This window comes from Spirillospora sp. NPDC048911 (assembly GCF_043198015.1).
GTDB lineage: Bacteria > Actinomycetota > Actinomycetes > Streptosporangiales > Streptosporangiaceae > Spirillospora.
Genome location: NZ_JBICUD010000002.1, coordinates 615,485 through 634,523 on the forward strand (window position 1 = coordinate 615,485; position 19,039 = coordinate 634,523).

The 19,039-nt window shown below is 71.8% G+C and carries 15 protein-coding genes; 10 read left to right on the plus strand and 5 right to left on the minus strand.

All coding sequences use genetic code 11. The features are described from left to right. The first annotated feature begins 234 nt into the window (after window positions 1-234). Together ACGFNU_RS10105 and ACGFNU_RS10110 are read left to right on the plus strand one after the other, a co-directional pair. Entirely contained in the window at window positions 235-2,358 is a 2,124-nt protein-coding gene (locus ACGFNU_RS10105) for an MMPL family transporter (protein WP_392591989.1), read from the plus strand. A 107-nt stretch (window positions 2,359-2,465) separates the two neighbouring features. Continuing rightward, window positions 2,466-3,485 (plus strand): hypothetical protein, encoded by a 1,020-nt coding sequence (locus ACGFNU_RS10110; RefSeq protein WP_392591991.1) that lies wholly within the window; start codon window positions 2,466-2,468, stop codon window positions 3,483-3,485. Here the strand turns inward: ACGFNU_RS10110 and ACGFNU_RS10115 are convergent. Next, on the minus strand, window positions 3,482-4,150 hold the full coding sequence (locus ACGFNU_RS10115; protein WP_392591993.1) for a TetR/AcrR family transcriptional regulator: 669 nt from the start codon (window positions 4,148-4,150) through the stop codon (window positions 3,482-3,484). The two genes, ACGFNU_RS10110 and ACGFNU_RS10115, sit on opposite strands and share 4 nt — an antisense overlap. 184 nt (window positions 4,151-4,334) lie before the next feature. On the opposite strand from ACGFNU_RS10115, the gene glyA reads away from it, so the two are divergent. Together glyA and ACGFNU_RS10125 are read left to right on the plus strand one after the other, a co-directional pair. Beyond that, on the plus strand, window positions 4,335-5,618 hold the full coding sequence (glyA, locus tag ACGFNU_RS10120; protein ID WP_392591995.1) for a serine hydroxymethyltransferase: 1,284 nt from the start codon (window positions 4,335-4,337) through the stop codon (window positions 5,616-5,618). Between the two features lie 37 nt (window positions 5,619-5,655). Beyond that, window positions 5,656-6,255 carry an HAD family hydrolase gene (locus tag ACGFNU_RS10125; RefSeq protein ID WP_392591997.1) on the plus strand — a complete coding sequence of 200 codons (600 nt, stop codon included), beginning with the start codon at window positions 5,656-5,658 and terminating at the stop codon, window positions 6,253-6,255. A 19-nt stretch (window positions 6,256-6,274) separates the two neighbouring features. On the opposite strand, the gene ACGFNU_RS10130 is transcribed toward ACGFNU_RS10125, so the two are convergent. Both ACGFNU_RS10130 and ACGFNU_RS10135 read right to left on the minus strand, forming a co-directional pair. Then, window positions 6,275-7,735 carry a M14 family metallopeptidase gene (locus tag ACGFNU_RS10130; RefSeq protein WP_392591999.1) on the minus strand — a complete coding sequence of 487 codons (1,461 nt, stop codon included), beginning with the start codon at window positions 7,733-7,735 and terminating at the stop codon, window positions 6,275-6,277. A gap of 227 nt (window positions 7,736-7,962) precedes the next feature. Next, window positions 7,963-9,060, minus strand: a complete 1,098-nt coding sequence (locus ACGFNU_RS10135) for a hypothetical protein (protein ID WP_392592001.1) — start codon at window positions 9,058-9,060, stop codon at window positions 7,963-7,965. Window positions 9,061-9,246: 186 nt separating this feature from the next. Between ACGFNU_RS10135 and ACGFNU_RS10140 the strand changes: the two genes are divergently transcribed. After that, window positions 9,247-9,918: a hypothetical protein gene (locus tag ACGFNU_RS10140; protein ID WP_392592003.1), complete on the plus strand. Its 672-nt coding sequence runs from the start codon at window positions 9,247-9,249 to the stop codon at window positions 9,916-9,918. Between the two features lie 54 nt (window positions 9,919-9,972). On the opposite strand, the gene ACGFNU_RS10145 is transcribed toward ACGFNU_RS10140, so the two are convergent. Then, entirely contained in the window at window positions 9,973-12,507 is a 2,535-nt protein-coding gene (locus tag ACGFNU_RS10145; protein ID WP_392592005.1) for a M14 family zinc carboxypeptidase, read from the minus strand. Between the two features lie 138 nt (window positions 12,508-12,645). Between ACGFNU_RS10145 and ACGFNU_RS10150 the strand changes: the two genes are divergently transcribed. Further along, on the plus strand, window positions 12,646-13,713 hold the full coding sequence (locus ACGFNU_RS10150; protein WP_392592007.1) for a zinc-binding dehydrogenase: 1,068 nt from the start codon (window positions 12,646-12,648) through the stop codon (window positions 13,711-13,713). Between the two features lie 15 nt (window positions 13,714-13,728). Here ACGFNU_RS10150 and ACGFNU_RS10155 read toward each other — a convergent pair whose 3' ends face one another. Next, window positions 13,729-14,631: a hypothetical protein gene (locus ACGFNU_RS10155; protein ID WP_392592009.1), complete on the minus strand. Its 903-nt coding sequence runs from the start codon at window positions 14,629-14,631 to the stop codon at window positions 13,729-13,731. A 203-nt stretch (window positions 14,632-14,834) separates the two neighbouring features. Between ACGFNU_RS10155 and ACGFNU_RS10160 the strand changes: the two genes are divergently transcribed. The 4 genes from ACGFNU_RS10160 to ACGFNU_RS10175 all read left to right on the plus strand — a co-directional run bounded on the left by ACGFNU_RS10160 (window position 14,835) and on the right by ACGFNU_RS10175 (window position 18,897). Continuing rightward, complete coding sequence (locus tag ACGFNU_RS10160; protein ID WP_392592011.1) at window positions 14,835-15,131, plus strand: hypothetical protein; 297 nt, start codon at window positions 14,835-14,837, stop codon at window positions 15,129-15,131. A 389-nt stretch (window positions 15,132-15,520) separates the two neighbouring features. Beyond that, window positions 15,521-16,600, plus strand: coding sequence for a substrate-binding domain-containing protein (locus tag ACGFNU_RS10165; protein ID WP_392592013.1), 1,080 nt, complete (start codon window positions 15,521-15,523; stop codon window positions 16,598-16,600). A gap of 225 nt (window positions 16,601-16,825) precedes the next feature. Next, window positions 16,826-17,581: an ATP-binding cassette domain-containing protein gene (locus ACGFNU_RS10170; RefSeq protein WP_392593482.1), complete on the plus strand. Its 756-nt coding sequence runs from the start codon at window positions 16,826-16,828 to the stop codon at window positions 17,579-17,581. A gap of 68 nt (window positions 17,582-17,649) precedes the next feature. Next, window positions 17,650-18,897 (plus strand): sugar ABC transporter permease, encoded by a 1,248-nt coding sequence (locus ACGFNU_RS10175; RefSeq protein ID WP_392592015.1) that lies wholly within the window; start codon window positions 17,650-17,652, stop codon window positions 18,895-18,897. Window positions 18,898-19,039 lie beyond the last annotated feature (142 nt).

Here is a 19,039-nt window from a genome sequence, read left to right on the forward strand (position 1 = left end):
ATCGGTAACAGCGTTCCCATGACAAGAAACGTCACCGCATCTGGGCCACATGTGATGAAACACACCATGTGCACCAGCAGTGTGTCGGATCCGCGTACAGCGCGGGGCGTACTCCGGCGGGAGTACGCCGATTAACGAGTGTCATCGCGGGCCGGATGTGCCGCGGAGCGCCGGACGCGAGGCTCGTCAAGGAGACACGCATGGCAAGTATCGACGACCTCGAAGGTGATTCCTGTGCCGACCCCCCCACCCCCCGAAGGCGCGCTGGCCCGGCTCGCGCGCCTCTGTTACCGGCGCCGCCGGCTGACCGTGCTCGGCTGGATCGTCGGCACGGTCATCGTGCTGTTCGTGGGCTTCGGCTTCGCGGCCGATCCGCTGAACGACTTCTCGGGCGGCGACTCGGAGTCGGCGAGGGCGACCGAACTGCTCGACGAGCACTTCCCGGAGATGAGCGGCGAGAGCATCACGCTGGCGGTCCGCGCCGAGGGCGGGGTGCGGAGTCCCGCCGTGCGGGCGGAGGTCGACCGGGCCGTGGACCGGCTCGCCAAGACCCCCCACGTCGCGTCGGTGTCCTCGCCGTACAAGGGCTTCGGGCAGATCTCCCGGGACGGCAAGACCGCCTTCGCGACGGCCAACCTCGACATCGCGTCCGACGACATGCCCAAGGCCGAGGTCGTCAAGCTGCTGGACGACGTGCGGAAGAGCTCCGGGTCCGTCCGCATCGAGCTGGGCGGCGCGTCGGTCGACATCGCCGAGACTCCCGGCGGCGGGGGCTCGGAGGGCGTGGGCCTGCTCGCGGCGATCGTCATCCTGCTGATCGCGTTCGGCTCGCTGCTGGCGATGGGGCTGCCCATCGTCACCGCGCTCTTCGGGATCGGCGGCGGCCTGGCGCTCATCTCCCTGCTGGGGCATCTGCTGCCCGCACCCGCCTTCAGCCCGATCGTGGCCGCGCTCATCGGGCTCGGCGTCGGCATCGACTACGCGCTCTTCATCGTGACCCGCTACCGCGAGGGCCTCGCCGAGGGCCGGGAGCCGGAGGAGGCGACGGTCACCGCGATCGCCACCGCCGGACGCGCCGTGCTGTTCGCCGGGGTCACCGTGGTGATCGCGCTGATGGGTCTGTTCGTCATGCAGCAGAAGCTGCTGAACGGGGTGGCGGTGGCCGCCGGCGTCACCGTGCTGATGACGATGCTGACCGCCGTGACGCTGCTGCCCGCGCTGCTCGGCTTCACCGGCCGCAACATCGACCGGCTGCGCGTGCCGGGCCTCGGCCGGGCCCGCCGCCCGCTCGCCGAGCGGTGGGCGCGCACGGTCCAGGCCCGCCCGATCGTGGCCGGCGTGGCCGCGTCCGTGGTGCTGCTGGTGCTGGCGGCCCCGGCGCTGTCGATGCGCCTCAGCCTGCCGGACTCCAGCACGCAGCCGCACGGCACCAGCGGGTACGCCTCGCACCGCATCCTGACCGAGGGCTTCGGCGCCGGGACGGCCGCGCCGCTCGTGGTCGTGGCCGAGGGCGGCGACGCGAAGAAGATCGCCGACGCGGTCCGCGGCACGCCCGGCGTCGCCGCCGTGCAGCCCCCGATGACCAGCAAGGACGGCGCGGCGTCGGTCTTCGTCGCGTTCCCCAAGACCGGCGCGCAGGACGAGGAGACCCCGAAGCTCGTCCACAAGCTGCGCGACGAGGTCGTGCCGGGCGCCGTCGCCGGAACGGGCACGCAGGTGCACGTCGGCGGGCCGAACGCCGCCTCGATCGACTTCGCCGACAGCGTGCGGTCGCGGCTGCCGTGGCTCATCGCGGTCGTCGTCAGCCTGTCGCTGCTGCTCCTGGTCGTGCTGGTCCGGTCGGTCACCGTGGCCCTGCAGGCCGCGCTCATGAACCTGCTGTCGATCGGCGCGGCCTACGGGGTGCTGACCGCCGTCGTCCAGTGGGGCTGGGGCGGGGAACTGCTCGGGTTCCCGACCGAGATGCCGGTCGCGACGTGGGTGCCGCTGATGATGTTCCCGATCCTGTTCGGCCTGTCGATGGACTACGAGGTGTTCCTGGTCTCCCGGATCCGCGAGTACTACGAGCACGGCGTGGAGACGCGCGAGGCCGTCGCGCAGGGGCTCGCCAGGACCGCCCGGGTCATCACCGCCGCCGCGGCCATCATGGTCATGGTCTTCCTGTCGGTGCTGCTCGGCGCCGACATCGCGGTCAAGCAGATGGGGCTCGGGCTCGGCGTCGCGGTACTGATCGACGCCACGATCGTCCGGCTCGTCCTGGTGCCCTCGCTGATGGAGATCTGCGGCAAGGCCAACTGGTGGCTGCCCCGGCCGCTGGCGCGGCTGCTCCCGGCCAGGCTGGCGCACATGGAGAACTAGGGCGCACATGGAGAACTAAGGAGAATTGATCGGAACCCGGCGGTGGGCGGTGTGGTCAAATGGTCACCGCTTACCCGAGATCAGCTACTGCGCTCACCGGGGGACCCATGGCCGAACCGCTCAAGCCGGGCGATCCCGAACGCCTGGGCGCCTACGAACTCGTCGGCCGCCTGGGGGAGGGCGGCCAGGGCGTGGTGTTCGAGGGCCGCGGTCCCGAGGACGAGCGGGTCGCCGTCAAGCTGCTGCGGGCGCAGCTGAGCGGCGACCCCACGGCCCGCGCGCGGTTCGTGCGCGAGCTGGAGGCGGCCGAACGGGTCGGCTGGCTCAACGTCGTGCCGAGGGCCGCGATGGGACTGTCCGCCGCGGCCATGTCGGCCACCGGCGTCGCGCTGGTGCGCGAGGCCTTCCCCGGGCGGGGTTTCGCCGTCCCGATCGGCATCTGGGGCGCGGTGGCCGGAATGCCCGCCGTGCTCGGTTCGGTGGTGGCCTCGCTGCTCGGCGACGGGACGGGACAGTGGCTGGGCCTGCGGCTGCTCCCCACCATGGTGGGCGCCCTGGTCGCCGCACCGCTCACCGGGCTGCTGATCTCGAAGGCGGGCGTCCGCTGGCCGCCGGCGACGGCCCCGATCATGCTGGCGCTCGGCGCGCTGGGCGCCATGGTGATGCTGGACGCCCACACGCCCTACGCCGCCGTGGCCGTCCTCCTGCTGGTGGAAGGCGCCGCCTTGGGAGCTCTGACAGTGGGGCTGGCGGTGGCCATCGTCGGGGATCCTCCGGGCGGGCTGACCGGCTTCGCGGGCGGCCTTCAGGAGATGTGCCAGTGGCTGGGCGTCCATTTCGCCGCCCTGCTGCTTCTCCTCGGCAAGGCGCGCGACCTCGGCGGCGACTCGTCGATGAACATCGCGAACATCGACGAGGTCCATCGTCTCCCGCTCCTCGTCGCGGTGCTCGTCGCGCTGCTCGCCGCCGTCGTCCTCGTCGTGATCCGCCGCCCGGACCTGGAACCCGCCGCGAGATCCGAGCCGCTCGGCGGGCCGGCCCACCCGGGCCTGCCCGCGACGCAGCCGGGGCCGCAGGGCGCGTCACCCGCCTTCTACGCGGGAGCCGAGCCCCCTAGTGGCGACTAGTGGGTGTTGATGCCGTCGAACATCACCTTGAGGTAGTGCTCGGCGAGGCCCTTGGCGTTGAGGCGGCCGCCCGGCTTGAACCAGCGCACCGCCACCCAGACGGTGTCGCGGATCATCCGGTAGGTGAGCTTGGGGTCGATGTCGTCGCGGAACAGGCCCTCCTTCTGGCCGTCCTTGATCGTGTCGACCCACATCTTCTCGACCTCGTCCTCGGACTTGGTGAGGTAGGCGAACCGCTCCATGCCCTTGAGGTAGTTCCAGTCGTTCTGCATCACCGTGATGGCGGCCCGGTGCGGCTCCAGCGTGCCGAAGGCGATGCGGACGAGCCCGTCGATGGTCTGGCGCGGGTCGAGGCCCTGGTCGAGGACCCCCCGGTAGGCCGACATGATCTCCCGGAAGAAGCCCGAGAGGATCTCGTCGACGATCGACTCCTTGGAGTCGAAGTGGTGGTAGAGGCTGCCTGAGAGGATCCCGGCCTCTTCGGCGATGTTGCGCACCGTCGTGGCCTGGAAGCCCTTCTCGGCGAAGAGTTCGGCCGCGAGCTTCACCAGGTGTTCGCGCCGCTCGGAGGCGAGGGCGGGCGAGCCCTTGCCGCGGCGGCGGGGCCCGCCCTCACCGGTGGTGCGGGCTTTGGGTCGGCCGGAATCGGAGCTCGTGGTCGTCACCCCATCATTATGCCGTGTTCGCCCAACCGCTTGCTCAGTTTGGCGTGTTGACATCAGGTTACGCGTCGTAGCAAGCGCTTGCTAACAGGTCGGTGACCCGCCTGGTCATTGGCAAGATCTCCTCTGGCGCCCATCCCGTCCCATTCTCTACGTTTTGACCTAGAGAGGTGCTGAGGAGGGTGAATTGAGGCAGGAAGTGGCGCCCTGGGCGTCGTCGGTCGCACGGTCCCGCATCGCCGAGGTGGCGGCGGGGCTCACCGATCTGTCGCCCGAGGGCGTGTCCGAAACCGTGCGCGGTGCTCTGCGTGATCACGCGAGGGCCTTCGACACCGAGGGGATCGTGCTCTACGCGGGCACCAACGTGATGAGCCCGGCCGCGCGGGAGGTCGCCGACACGCTCGTCAGCAGCCGCCCCAGCATGGGCTGGCCAGGGGAGAAGTACCAGGCGGGGCTCGACCATCTGGACACGCTGGAGGTTCTCGCCCCGACGCTCGTCGCGCGCCTGCTGGGGGCACGCTTCGCCGAGGTGCGAAGCCACAGCGCGACCATGGCCAACCTCGCCGTCTACACCGCGCTCACCGAGCCCGGTGACACGATCGCGGTGCTGCCCGAGCGTGCCGGTGGGCACACGAGCCACCACGCCGTCGGCGCGCCCGGCATACGCGGGCTGCGCGTGGTGGACCTGCCGTATGACGCCGACGCGTTCGACGTGGACCTCGACGCGCTGCCCGGGTTCCTCGAACGCGAACGGCCGCGGCTCGTCGTCATCGGCGCGAGCCTGCTGCTCTTCCCGCACAAGGTCGCGGCGATCGCCGGGATCGTGGGGGCCACGCCGCTGCTGTACGACGCGTCCCACATGGCCGGTCTCGTGGCCGCGGGCCGGTTCCAGCGGCCCCTCGCGGAGGGGGCCGGCATCCTGACGTTCTCCACGTACAAGTCGTTCGGCGGCCCACCCGGCGGAGTGATCGCCACCGACGACGAGGCCCTCGCCGAGCGGCTCTCCAACGCCGTCTTCCCGGGCCTGACCGCCAACTACGACGCCGGCCGGCTGGCCCCGCTCGCCGTCACGGCCGCCGAGATCATGGCCGACGAGGGCGCCTACGCCGACCGCTGCATCGCCAACGCCCGGCTCCTCGCCGCCGCTCTCCACGACGAGGGCTTCACCGTCGCCGGCTCCGCGCGCGGCTTCACCGAGTCCCACCACGTCGCCGTGGACGTCGGGGACGGCCGCGCCGCCATGGCCTGCCTCGCCGACGCCGGGATCTACCTGAGCGCCATCGGGCTGCCCTGGCAGGTCCCCGGAGAGGCCGACAGGGGACTGCGCATCGGCACCCAGGAGATCACCCGGCGCGGCTTCGGCGAGAAGGAGCTCCGCCAGACCGCGACGCTGATGGCCGACGTGCTCCTGCGCGACGCCGACCCCGCCGCCGTCCGCAAGGCGGCCGCCCGCCTCCGCGGATCCGTCTGATCCGAAACGGTCGCGGGCCGCCCTTAGTCTCGGTGACATGTCCAAAGTGATCGTGTTCGACCTGTACGGAGTGATCGCCCGCACCCAGACCGAGGCGGCCAGGCGGCGACTGGAGGGGCTCGCCGGGATCTCCGGCGAGCCCTTCTGGGACGCCTATTGGGCCTGCCGCCCGGACTACGACGCCGGGCAGGAGAGCGCCGCGTACTGGGCGACGGTCGCCGGGCGCCTGGGCGCGACCTTCGCCGACGTCCCCGCGCTGATCGAGGCCGATCTGGAGAGCTGGACGGAGGTCGACGCTGAGATGGTGGACCTCGTCGTCGGCCTCGCCGACCAGGGCCGCACCCTCGGGCTGCTCTCCAACATCATCGCCGACCTCGTCCCGCGCTTCGAGGCCCGCCACGACGCCTGGCTGAGCCGTTTCGACGTGCTGACCTACTCGTGCGACATCGGCGTCGCCAAGCCCGACCCGCGCGCGTACGAGATCTGCGCCGAGCGCATGGGCGTGGCCCCCGCCGACGTCATCTTCTTCGACGACTCCGAACGCAATGTCGTCGCCGCCCGCGAGGCCGGCATGACCGCCGAGGTCTTCACCGGCCCCGCGCAGATCCGCGGTCTCGTCGCGGCTCAGGAGGCATGATCGCTGAACCTCATGCCGGTCAGCGGCAGCGGCCGAGATCGACCTTGGCGGTCTGCCCGCGGTCCACAGTGATCTTGAAGTTCTTGCCGTGGCCGTGGTCGTGGCGTGGGGTGCAGGTCAGCGTCCAGGCCTCACGGACGAGACCGGTGACCGGGGACTGACCCGTCGCCGTGAACGGGGACTGCGGGCGGACGGAGGGATTGACGTCCCAGCTGAAGCGGCCTCCCGCGCCCACGACCATCGTCGAGGAGAGGGCGGTCGGGACGGGCAGCGGCGCACCGGTGCCGCCGTCGGCCTTGGACCAGGGTGAGGTCCACAGGGTGAACTTCTTGCTGATCTTCAGCGTCGCCCCGGCGGGCGCGCGGCCGGCGATGACCGAGTGGGCGCGGCGGTCCGCCGCGTTCTCCAGGGCCAGCAGGAACGCGCCCCGGTTGCCCTTGCCGGCGTACTGGCCGCTGCCGTGGTACTCGGCGGCGAGGGTCTCGAACGCCGGGTGGTACGTCTCGCGCCCGAACTCGAAGGTGAAGCCCAGGCCGCGGGTCGCGTAGTAGGACCAGTCGTTCGTCTCGCCGGTGGTCTCGTAGTCGTCGCCCGACTTCATGCCGGTGTAGCCGTTCTGCGTCTCGAACCTGTCGCTGAGCGCCTTGTACGCGGCCTCGTCGGGGGCGTCGCCGGAGTTCTTGGTGAAGTACGGCCGCAGCATCGTGCCGCCGTAGGTGTGGTTGGTGATCAGCGTGGTGACCTGGCGGCCGGAGACGAGGTCGCGGACGTTGCGGACCTCGGGCTCGGAGAACGGCGCCGCGCCGTGGTAGTCGCTGGCCGTCTTGTCGGCGCTCGATCCGGTGCCGCCCCAGCCGAAGCCGTAGTTGCGGTTGATGTCCACCCCGAGCCGCACGTTCTCCGGCTGGGCGCAGAGCGGCGGGGGCGCGGGCTCGCCGTCCACGATCCGGCAGTTCTTGCGCTTGTTCTCCATCACGCCGCCGAGGCGGGACTGGTTGAACCCGTCGGGGTTCACGACCGGGACGAGGATGACGCGGGTGGTGTCGAGCAGGCGCGTGATCCGGCGGTCGCGGCCGTCGTTGTTGAGCAGGTCGTAGCCGAACTCCATGGTCAGCTCGCCGGAGGGCCACTCGCGGGAGTGGTGCAGGCCGAGCATCAGGAAGACCGGGCGGCCGTCGCGGGCGTGGACCCGGTGCCCGATCTCGATGCCGCGGACGGTGCGGCCTTCGAGGGTGCGGTGCGGGAGCGTGATGCGGCGGACCTTGCCCGGGTACCGGCGGGCGAGCCGGGCGAGTTCCGACTCGTAGTCGCCGAGGGTGCGGTAGGCGGTGCGGCCGCTCGGAAGCGCGGTCTGCGCGCCGGCGGAGGGTGTGGTCCGCGCGGTCGCGGGAATCGCGGGCGCGACGAGGCCGCCGGTGAGCGCGAGGGCGATGCCGCCCGCGGCGATCGGGCGCCGGCGGGATCCGGGAAAGAACCGCATGACATGCCTTTCAGGGGGAAACCGGGCGGTTCATGATCGCATGGCGCCGTGGCATGACATATCGCTGTACAGCCGGGTTCTGAACTTTCTGGCGCAACCCGGCGTCATGAGGTCAGAGGGGACGAGCGCGGCGTGCCGAGCCAAGGGCAGGGCCGCCGCGGAGGGGAGACTGTCCGTTCGGACGAGGGGGTCGGACGGGCAGGCCCCTCAGCCGCGGCAGGGCCCGCTCAGCCCGCCGGCGGCAGCTCGTCGCCGCCCTCGGCCAGGTCGCCCGCCTCGGCGGCCTCGGCCAGCCGGGCGCGCAGCGTCGCGACGAGCTCGTCGCTCTGCTCGGTGAGCCGCTCGATCGAGGGCACCGCCAGCTCGTCGCGGACGGTGTCGGCGAGCAGCTCGTCGTACTCGTGGGCCCGCGCGGCCAGCGTCTCCAGGTGACGCTGCGCCCGGAGCGCCTCGTCGGCCGCCCGCGTCCGTTCCGCGTACCGCTCCAGCGCCTCGATCCGGTGCGTCACCGCCTTGACCGACAGCGCCAGCTTGTCGCGCAGGGGCCGCAACGCCGCCTCGATCTCCGGCAGCGCGGCGGTCTCGCTGAACTCGGCCTGCTCGGTGCGCAGCCTGGCCTGCCTGGCCAGCACCTGCGCGATCTCCCACTCCTGGCGGGGCAGCGTCACGGCGTTGTCGACCGTGTCGAGCAGCCCCTCGCGGTTGACCTCCGACTCCTGGACGGTGGTGATCGCCGTCTGCACCCGGCCCAGCAGCGCGCGGCCCTCGTCGTCGAGATCCTCGGGCATGAGGAAGCGGTCGCGGCGGCGCTCCAGCTCGCGGGCGCGCCGCATGTCCAGCGAGAGCGACGGGGTGCCGAGCGCCACCATGATGGCCAGCATCGCCAGCGCCAGCAGCCACATCTCGCCGAGCACGGGCGAGCCGATGACGCCGAGCACCAGCACGGTCACCGGGGCCATCCAGGCCAGCGGCCGCCGCCGTTCGACGATCACGTCCAGCTCGGCGCGCAGCGACGGGTCGGCCACCGGCCGCAGCTCGGTGGCCGGGCCGCCGTGGCCCGGCTCCGGCGCGGGGCCGATGAGGTGCCAGTACGTGCCGATGTGCGTCTCGAACGCGAAGTCCGTCGGCGCGATCTCGATCTCGGTCGGGCCGGCGGGCAGCGGCCAGGAGCCCACCGGCTGGCCCCCGCCCGGGCCGGTGAAGCGCACCCACCAGCCGCCCTTGCCCTCCTCGCACCGGTACCGCCCCGGCGCCACGTCGATGCCGACGAAGAACGTCCCGATCCCCGGGATGGAATTGCCCCAGGCACTGGCACCACTGGTCACCGGCGACCTCCGTCTCTCGCCGCTTTCCCTCGCACCCCATGACGAGGCCCGTCCCCGCGGGCCGCGCCCCTTATGAGGGCAGAACGTCCGGAGGACGGCACGAGTTGCCGTACCCAGTTCCGGGTTCGGAAAGTCACGGCCGGGGCGACGGATTGGAACGGAATATCCGGATGGAATACTCCTGGCGTGCGACCTGACTATGACCCGAGAGACGACCCGCCCTGGGCGATGCAGCTGGTGGTGCGGGCCGAGAAGGCCGATCCGCCCTCGCACGAGGCCGTGTGCGAGGCCGCCGCCACCGCGGTCGTGGAGCTGCTCACCGACCCGCGCGCGGCGGATCCGGAGGGCGAGTGGCACGAGGCAGTCCGCGAGTGGGAGGCCCGCCGGATCCGCAAGGTCGCGCGGCGGGCACGCGGAGTGCGCTGGCCCGAGGTCCAGGCCCTTCCCGGCGTCACCGTCGACGTCAACGGCGCCGAGGTCCGCGCGTTCGTCCCGGCTCCGGTGGCGGAGGTGCCGCCACAGATCGCCAAACTGCAGGTCGCCGGCCTCGACCTGACTCCGGACGAGGACCCCAAGCCCCCGCCGGAGCCGCCCTACGCCGCCCTCGCCCTCAACCCGGACATCACGATCACGACCGGGAAGGCCGCCGCCCAGTGTGGCCACGCGGCCCAGCTTCTCCTGCGCCAGGCGGCACAGCCCGGCATCGAGGCCTGGTTGCCGGGGGGCCTGCGGTTCCACCTGACCCGTGACGTCCCCTGGCACGACTGCGTCCAGCACGCCGCGGTCGCGGTCCGGGACGGCGGTTTCACCGAGGTACCACCCGGGACGATGACCGCCATCGCCTGGATCGTGCGCTGACTGCTCGTGCGCTGACGTTCCAGGCGATGGCGGCCGGTAGCCGGTGGTGCGTGACTACGGGAGGACGACCGCGACGGGCGTGATGCCCGCGCCGCGGATCGCGGCCGGGAGCCGGCGCGCCCACGGGTGGTGGCCGAGGTCGAAGCCCCGCGGGTTGTCGACCACGTAGTGGACGACGCCGCCCGCGCGGCGCTCGGACCAGGTCGCGCCGAACGAGCGGAGCGCCGCCGCGGCCTTCGCGGCGTCGGCCGCCTTCACCGAGACGCGGATCGGCGACTCGGCCTGGATCAGACCGGCGGCCTGCCGGGCCGGGGGCGACCACGGAGCCGGCGCGGCCAGCGTCCGGACGGCCGCCGGGTCGCCGCCGAGGATGGCGTTGCGCAGCAGCTTGGCCGTGCCGTCGGAGAACGCCCGGAAGTTGGGCTCGCCGCCGAACAGCACCGACCTGCCCTTGCCCACCTTCTCGTCGACGGCGGCGGCCGTGCCGCCGAGCTCGGCCGAGCCCTTCTCGAAGCCGGAGACGAACCAGTCGGGCGAGTTCACGGCCGGGTAGGACACCGCGACCTTCGCCGGGTCGGACTGCTTCATCACGACGTCGTAGGAGTAGAACTGCCAGGCCGTGGCGCCGACGCCCCTGCCGAGCGGGCTGCGCCCGTTCACCTTGACGCGGAACAGCGAGCCGGGCACGTCCGAGGTCGGGTCGGTCACCGTGGTGGTGGTCAGGCCGAGCCGGGCGGCGAGCTGCGTGCCGCCCTGCCAGCCGACGAACCGGCCGCCGTCGGCGGTCCACCGCTGCAGCGCCGCGCGTCCCGCGTCGCCGAGGGCCGTGTATCCGGCGGCCGCCGGGCCGTTCGGCACCAGCAGCACCTTGACGCCCGCGAGCCTGCCCGCGGCCACGTCGGCCGGGGTGAGCACCGTGTGCTTGATCTTCCACTCGCGGTCGAGCCGGTGGCGCAGCCAGCCGGCCGACTGGCGTGCCGCCGACGAGGTCGCCGACAGCTGCAGGATCGCGGTCTTCGGAGCCTTGCCGGGACGCGGCGTGCTCGCGGCGGGCAGCTCCTTCACGGCCGACGCCTTCGGACGCAGCGCGGCGCCCGACGAGCCGCCGGACACGTTGCCGAGCAGCGGCATGCTCCACGCCGTCACGTCGTAGAAGTAGGGGAACGGGGTGTAGGAGTCCTCGTTCAGCATCGCCTGGACCCAGTGCTTCTGGCTCTGGGCCATCGAGATCCAGTAGGTGCCGGCGGGCAGCGTGGCCTTCGCCTCGGGACGTCCGTACGCCTTGTAGTCGGGCACGCTCAGCGGCCGGGTGAGGCGCTGGACCTTGACGCCCATGCGCTGCAGGCGGCGCACGACGGTCCGCACCTCGGCGCGCTTGTTCGGGTCGTCGGCCCGCAGGAACCAGTGCCGCACCTTACGGTCGGGCACCGGGCGGTCGATCGTGTTCGGCGGGTTGTAGACCTTGTTGGGCTCCAGCTTGCCCGCCACGCCCTGCTGGTAGGCGTCCACCGCCATCTTGTGCCACTGGTTGAGGATCTTCTGGCGGTTGGCGACGCCCGCCGACAGCGTGACCCACTGCGTGAGGTACTGCTCCTTCACGCGCTCGGGGTACGGGCTGTCGCCGCCCTTCTCGTACGTCATGCCCGCGGCGTGGAACGCGGTCGTCGGGACCGTGTCGCCGTACCCCTGGTAGAAGAGGTCGTAGGTGTCGCGGTTGAAGAAGTCGATGCCCTGCCGGGTGAACTCCTTCGCCATCGAGGCGCCGTAGATGTCGTTGATCCAGCCGATCGCCTCTTCGGGCGTCTCGTGGTAGATCGGGTCGGCGTTGGGCGGGAAGAAGTACGACGTCCCGCCCATCTCGTGCACGTCGATGTAGACCACCGGCGGGTACTTGTTGAGCATCGTCAGCTTGCCGTCGGTCTCCGGCTGCGTCCGCGCGAACCAGTCGCGGTTCATGTCGAAGCCGTAGGCGTTCTGCCGGGTCTCCAGCTCGCGGCCGTCGGGGTTCTGCGTCGGCAGCACGATGACCAGCGACTTGTCGAGGATGCGCGTGGCCGCGCAGTCGGAGCGGTCGCCGAGGTCGCGCAGCACCCGCAGCGCCGCGTCGGTGCCGCTCGGCTCGTCGCCGTGCACGTTGCCGCTCACCCACAGGATCGGCACGCCGTTCGCGGCGATGTGCTCGGCGACCTTGCCGGGGGTGCGCGGGTCGCGTAGCAGCGCGGCGTCCAGCCGTACCTTGGCGAGGCCGGATTTGGTCAGCAGTTCGGGCCGGCCCACGATCGCGTACTTCAGCGGGCGGCCCTGGGCGGTCCTGGCGAGCGTCCCGGAGACGACGCGCTCGCTCTTGGCGGCGACGGTCTCCAGATACCGGTCGGACTCCGCGGCGGTGACCTGGCGGTCGCCGAGGTCGATGCCGAGCACCTGCTTGGGGGAGGGGACCTTGCCCCGGTAGACCGGGGCGGTCTGGGTCGGATCGCAGGCGGGTGCCGCGGTGGGGGAGGTCTGTGCGGTGGCCGTCGTCGCCAGGGACGCCGGCACCGCGAGTGACGTGGCCAGAATGGCCGACCACGCAAGCTTCGGGGCTCTCATGAGCCCCAAAGCTGACATCGGGTATTTCGGTTCCCAATGGCAACTTCTGCCAAGATCGATTGGCGCGATTTGCCCGCGGTGTCCGATCGCCAGTGACCGGTGGCATCGTGGGGGAGTCGTCAAGGGTGGGAGGCCGCCATGCGCGCCGCGCTGACCAAGGGCAAGTCGATGATCGTGACCGAGGTCGCCGATCCCGTCCCGCAGGAGGGGCAGCTGCTCGTGCGCACGCTGGCCTGCGGCATCTGCGGCTCCGACCTGCACGCGCTGGCCGACCCGGACGCGTTCATGGAGACCGCGCGGCGTTCGGGCGGCACGCCGTACGACCCGCGCGACGGGCTGGTCTTCGGCCACGAGTACGCGGGAGAGCTCGTCGGGTACGGGCCTGGCACGCAGCGCGCGCTGCCCATGGGCACCATCGTCTGCGGGCCGCCGATCGGGATCGGGCCGCAGGGCGCGGGCATCGTCGGGTACGCGCCGATGTACCCCGGCGGCTACGGCGAGTACATGATCCTGAACGAGGGACTCACCATGGCGGTGCCGGCCGGGCTGGACCCCAAGGTCGCCGCGCTCACCGAGCCGTTCTCGGTGGCGGCGCGTGCCGTGAACCGCAGCGGCATCGGGCTCGATGACGTGGCCGTGGTGCTCGGGCTCGGCCCGATCGGTCTCGGCGTGGTCGCGCAGCTGAAGGCCAGGGGGCACGGGCCGGTACTGGCCGTGGACTTCTCGGCCAAGCGCCGGGCGCTCGCGGAGGGGCTCGGCGCCGACGAGCTCATCGACCCCGCCACGGCGTCGCCGTACGACCGGTGGGCCGACCTCGGCGTGCCCACCAGCACGGTGGAGCGCATCGCCGCCGAGCTGTTCGGCGCCGACACCCGCGGCGCCGTCATCTTCGAGTGCGTCGGCGTGCCCGGCGTCCTCCAGCAGGTGATCGACGGCGCCCCGGCGGGCTCGACGATCATGGTGGTCGGCGTCTGCATGCAGTCCGACCGCATCGAGCCCGGCGTCGCCGTCAGCAAGGAGCTCGACATCCGCGGCAGCTTCGGCGCCTACCCGGCCGAGTACGGGGTGACGCTGCACGACATCGCCGAGGGCCGGATCGACGCGGGCTCGATCATCACCGGAACGGTCGGGCTCGACGGCGTGGCCGCCGCGTTCGAGGATCTGAGCCGCCCGGAGGAGCACGCCAAGATCGTGGTCGTGCCCTGACCGGACGGGCCGGGCTTATTGCGGGGCGCTCGGCGGCGGAGGCTGCGGGGCGTTCGGGGCCGGCGGCTGCGGAGCGCCGGGCGGCGGGGGCGAGGCCGCAGGCGGCGGCGCGGCCTGGGGCTGGGCGCCGCGCTGCCAGCGATTGATCGCGGCGAGCGCGAGCTCCTGGGTGCGCGTCAGGCCGCCCTCCCGGGGCGCGGGAACGCTCCCCATCGGGCCGCCGGGCGGCGGCGGGACCGCCGCCGCGTCGGCCGGCTGCGGCCGGTCGCCGACGCGCGCCTTGACGCTCAGCCCGTACGTGAGGACGAGGAGGACCGCGAAGAGCAGCAGGTAGGCGCCGTGTTCGACGAGCCCGGTCCACTTGCCCTTGACCACGTCCAGTACGCAGAAGACGCCGAAGCCCACGATCCAGCCGGTGATCGCGGGCAGGAACCACACGTCCCGGCGCCGCAGCAGCCCGGCCGCGGCGATGATCAGGAGCAGCGCCTCGATCACCTTGACCGTGGCCAGCACCGGTGTCGCGGCGCCCGCGCCCAGGTATCCGGCCACCTCGTCGCGCCGTTCGGCCCAGCCCAGCGCGGCGCCCGCCAGACCTGTGATGCCGTACGCGACGAGGAAGGCGCCGACGGGGTAGTGGAAGCGGTGCCAGTTCTGCCCGGAGGACCCGGACGGGATCGTCGGGCGCACCTCTTCGGCGGGGGAGGGCAGCGGCATCGGCAGGGCGGGAGTCGGATTCGGCCCCGCGGCGGGCTCAGCAGCGGCAGGCCCCGCACCCGGCGCGGCACCGGGCGCGGCACCGGACGCGGCGTTCGCCCCGGCGTCCGGCTCGCCGCCCGGCGCGGGCGGCGTGCCCGGCTTCCGCGGCAGCGGCGTGTCAGGGCGGGTCCACTCGTTGTTCGACCCGGCGCTCACCGTCATGTACCCCGTCCTCCCCCGTCTGGCTGCTACGCGAAAGATATCCCGGATGTGCGGCCGTATTCCGGTCGTCGCGACCCGGGCCGCGTCACCGTGACGTGCCGTGACGCGCCGTGACGCATACCTCGCGCAGTGCTTGCAGATGGGCCGGCGACGCGGAAGGGTGAATTCCCGTCGGGCCATGCGGCATCCACAGGGAGTCGAGGATGACGCCTGACGATACGGGAACCGCCGCGCCGGTGAAGACGCGGCTCGAATATCTGGAAGAGCTGGGCGAGGAACTGGCCGGACGCGGATTCCGGGTGCGCATCGACGTGCCCCGCGGCCAGGCGCCCAGCTTGCATGTGATGAACCCGGACGCCTCCGTGCTCACGGAGAACATCCTCGCGGAGCGGGGGGCGGACGGCTGGTGGTACTGGTGGTCGTGGGCGGAACGCATCGCGGCCGCAGGCGAGGTGCCCGGCGCGGCCGACCGGATCGCGCGGGTGCTGTCCGCCGACTGAGACGGCGTGGTCATGCGGGTGGGCCGGCGCACTCCGGCGGTGCTGCATGATCACGTCCGAATGTTGGCGTGAGGAACATTTGTCACTCCAGGTGCCCGCTGTGGCGTGCCGTCCCCGCCGTCCCGCCGAGCGCTGCCCCATCTGGGCGTATGTCTCCGGTCAAAACTCGTCCGCAGGTGAAGCCCCTGTTACGGGATTGTTACTGCCAACAACAAATTAGCCGTCAGGAGGGCTTGGCGGCACGGTGGACGCCGACATATGTTGCGGGTCACAACATTCTCGCCGTTGAGTGCCCGACCTGCTCACCGGCGGCGCGCGCGTCCGAATGTCCCACCCCGTCAACTTCCACGGTCACCAGCGGGTGGCCGTACCGAGAAAGGACCTTGCAGATGCGCAAGGGGATCCTCTGCCTCACCGCGGTGTCCGTGGCGGCCGCACTCACGCTGACCGCCTGCGGGGACGACTCCGACGACAAGGGCTCGGCGAAGTCCGGAGCCAAGGGCAAGATCGGCGTGATCCTGCCGGACACCAAGTCCTCCGCCCGCTACGAGAGCTTCGACCGGCCCTTCCTGGAGCAGTCCTTCAAGGCCGCCGGCGTCCAGTACGACATCCAGAACGCCGAAGGCTCCACGCAGCGCTTCCAGACGATCGCCGACCAGATGCTGACCAGCGGCGTCACCGTGCTGATCACCGACGGCCTGGACTCCAACTCGGCCGCCGCCGTCCAGCGCAAGGCCAAGGCGCAGGGCGTCCAGACCATCGACTACGACCGGCTCGCCCTGGGCGGCGTCGCCGACTACTACGTCTCGTTCGACAACACGAAGGTCGGCGAGGAGCTCGGCAAGGGCCTCCAGAAGTGCCTGGGCTCCAAGGCCGCCAACATCGTGTACCTGAACGGCGCACCGACCGACAACAACGCCACGCTCTTCGCGCAGGGCGCCCACTCCGTGCTCGACAAGGTGACCACCTACAAGAAGGTCGCCGAGCAGGCCGTGCCGGACTGGGACAACCAGCAGGCCGCGACCATCTTCGAGCAGATGTGGACCGACAAGGGCGGCAAGATCGACGGCGTCCTGGCCGCCAACGACGGCGTGGGCAACGCCGCCATCTCGATCCTCAAGAAGAACGGCCAGGCCGGCAAGGTGCCGGTCACCGGCCAGGACGCCACGGTCGAGGGACTGCAGAACATCCTCGACGGCAACCAGTGCATGACGGTCTACAAGCCGATCAAGCAGGAGACCGACGCCGCCGCCAAGCTCGCCATCGCGCTGCTCAACGGCCAGAAGGGCGAGACCAACGGCGTCGCCAAGGACACCACCGGCAAGCGCGACGTCCCGTCCGTGCTGCTGACCCCCATCGGTGTCACCAAGGAGAACATCAAGCAGGTCGTCACGGACGGCTTCGTCAAGAAGGAAGAGCTTTGCAAGGGCGCGTACGCCGCCAAGTGCAAGGCCGCCGGCATCCAGTGACGACCCTTCGCTGACCCGTGGCGGGTCCGCCGGGCGCGTCCGAACGCGACCCGGCTGACCCGGCCGCGGGCCGGCGAATCCCCAGGAGGGAATCGCGTGGCAGACCACGGCCCCGTCGACGGCGGCGTCCCCGCCGACGACATCCCCGCGGACAGCGGCACCCCGGCGGGTGGCGACCCCGCCCGCCCCGGCGCCCCGGCGGACGGCGGCACCCCCGTCCTCCGCATCACCAGGCTCAACAAGAGCTTCGGCGCCGTCCACGTCCTGCACGACGTGGACTTCTCCCTGCGCCCCGGCCAGGTGACCGCCCTGGTCGGCGACAACGGCGCGGGCAAGTCGACCCTGATCAAGTGCGTCGCGGGCATCCACCCGATCGACTCCGGGACCATCGAGTTCGAGGGCCGCCCGGTGGCGATCGGCAGCCCGCGGGACGCCTCGGCGCTCGGCATCGAGGTGGTCTACCAGGACCTCGCGCTGGCCGACAACCTCGACATCGTGCAGAACATGTTCCTCGGCCGCGAGCGCACCAAGGGCGTCGTCCTGGACGAGGACTCGATGGAGCAGGCGGCCCGCGAGACGCTCGCCCGCCTGTCGGTCCGCACCGTCAAGTCCGTGCGGCAGCAGGTCGCCAGCCTGTCCGGCGGGCAGCGGCAGACCGTCGCCATCGCCAAGGCCGCGCTGTGGGAGTCCAAGGTGGTCATCCTGGACGAGCCCACCGCCGCGCTCGGCGTCGCGCAGACCCGCCAGGTGCTCGACCTCGTCCGCCGGCTCGCCGACACCGGCCACTCGGTGGTGCTGATCTCGCACAACATGAACGACGTCTTCGAGGTGGCCGACCGGATCACCGCGCTCTACCTCGGCCGTGTCGCGGCCGACGTGGCGCGCGCCGACGTCACCCACGGCCAGGTGGTCGAGCTGATCACCGCCGGACGTTCCGGTGAGCTCGGACTGGCGCCCGTGACCGCGGCCGAGAACCTCTGATCGGGGCCCCCATGTCCATGGAATCATCACGATCCACCGCAACTCCCAACGGTACGAAGGGGGCCGCCGTGAAGCTGGCGGACTCGGACTTCGCCGCCGACACCCGCACGCACGACGTGGGGTCGGCCGTACGCGACTACCTGACCCGCCTGCGCGGCGGCGAGCTCGGCGCGCTGCCCGCGCTGCTCGGCATGGGCGGGCTCATCCTGCTGTTCTGGATCCTCCGCCCGGAGACCTTCCTCAGCTCGCAGAACATCGCCAACCTGTTCACCCAGGCGCTGCCGGTGACCATCCTGGCGATGGGGCTGATCTTCGTCCTGCTGCTCGGTGAGATCGACCTGTCCGCCGGCGTGACCGGTGGTGTCTGCGCGGCGGTCATGGCCAAGCTGATGGTCGACGCCGAGCAGCCCTGGTACGTCGCGATCCTGGCCGCGCTGGCCACCGGCCTGGTGATCGGCGGGGCGATCGGCTGGCTCGTGTCGGTGATCCGCATCCCGTCGTTCGTCGTCACGCTGGCGCTCTTCCTCGGCCTGCAGGGCATCACGCTGCGGCTCATCGGCCAGGGCGGCACCGTTCCGGTCCGCGACGAGGTCGTGGTGGCGCTCGCCAACAAGAACATGCCCCTCTGGGCGGGCTGGCTCCTGGCCGTGGCCTGCACCGCCGGTTACGCGGCCGTGCAGCTGGGCCGCTGGCGGCGGCAGCGCCAGCGCAACCTGTCCGCCCGGCCGATCCAGCTGGTCGTCGCGCAGGTCGCCGTGGTCGGCGTCGCGCTGCTGTTCGGCACCTTCCTGCTGAGCCGGGACCGCGCGCCGAGCCCGCTGATCGTCGTGGCGGGCGTGCCGTGGGGCGTGCTGCTGGTCGCCGTGCTGTTCATCATCGCGAGCTTCGTGCTGTCCCGGACGCCGTACGGCCGGCACCTGTACGCGGTGGGCGGCAACGCCGAGGCCGCGCGCCGCGCGGGCATCAACGTGACCCGCCTCCGGATCTCCGTCTTCATGATCGCCTCCACCCTGGCGGCGGTCAGCGGCATCGTGGCGGCGTCCCGGCTCAACTCGGTCGCGACGGCCTCCGGCGGCGGCAACGAGCTGCTGTTCGCGGTCGGCGCCGCGGTCATCGGCGGGACGAGCCTCTTCGGCGGCAAGGGCAAGGCGCGCGACGCCATCCTCGGCGGCCTGGTCGTGTCGATCATCGCCAACGGCCTCGGCCTGCTCGGCGCCAAGGCCTACCTCAACATGCTCATCACCGGCGGCGTGCTGCTGCTCGCGGCGAGCATCGACGCGCTGGCCCGCCGCCAGCGCTCGGCGTCCGGGCGCTGAGACGCGCGCCAGGCGGCAGGGGCCGCTCCGGCCAGGCACGAAGGGGTTGAACATGCCGTTCGCGACTCCGGGCAGGGAGAACAGGGCTGGTACGCTCAGCGACCACGACCGCTTCTCCCCGGCCGGAGTCGCGTCACGGTGG

Bases quoted from the DNA above. Each gene is read 5' to 3' on its own strand.
- ACGFNU_RS10155 (WP_392592009.1), bottom strand. From the start codon at position 14,631: ATGACGGTGAGCGCCGGGTCGAACAACGAGTGGACCCGCCCTGACACG.
- ACGFNU_RS10165 (WP_392592013.1), top strand. From the start codon at position 15,521: ATGCGCAAGGGGATCCTCTGCCTCACCGCGGTGTCCGTGGCGGCCGCA.
- ACGFNU_RS10125 (WP_392591997.1), top strand. From the start codon at position 5,656: ATGTCCAAAGTGATCGTGTTCGACCTGTACGGAGTGATCGCCCGCACC.
- ACGFNU_RS10145 (WP_392592005.1), bottom strand. From the start codon at position 12,507: ATGAGAGCCCCGAAGCTTGCGTGGTCGGCCATTCTGGCCACGTCACTC.
- ACGFNU_RS10110 (WP_392591991.1), top strand. From the start codon at position 2,466: ATGGCCGAACCGCTCAAGCCGGGCGATCCCGAACGCCTGGGCGCCTAC.
- ACGFNU_RS10150 (WP_392592007.1), top strand. From the start codon at position 12,646: ATGCGCGCCGCGCTGACCAAGGGCAAGTCGATGATCGTGACCGAGGTC.
- ACGFNU_RS10160 (WP_392592011.1), top strand. From the start codon at position 14,835: ATGACGCCTGACGATACGGGAACCGCCGCGCCGGTGAAGACGCGGCTC.
- ACGFNU_RS10130 (WP_392591999.1), bottom strand. From the start codon at position 7,735: ATGCGGTTCTTTCCCGGATCCCGCCGGCGCCCGATCGCCGCGGGCGGC.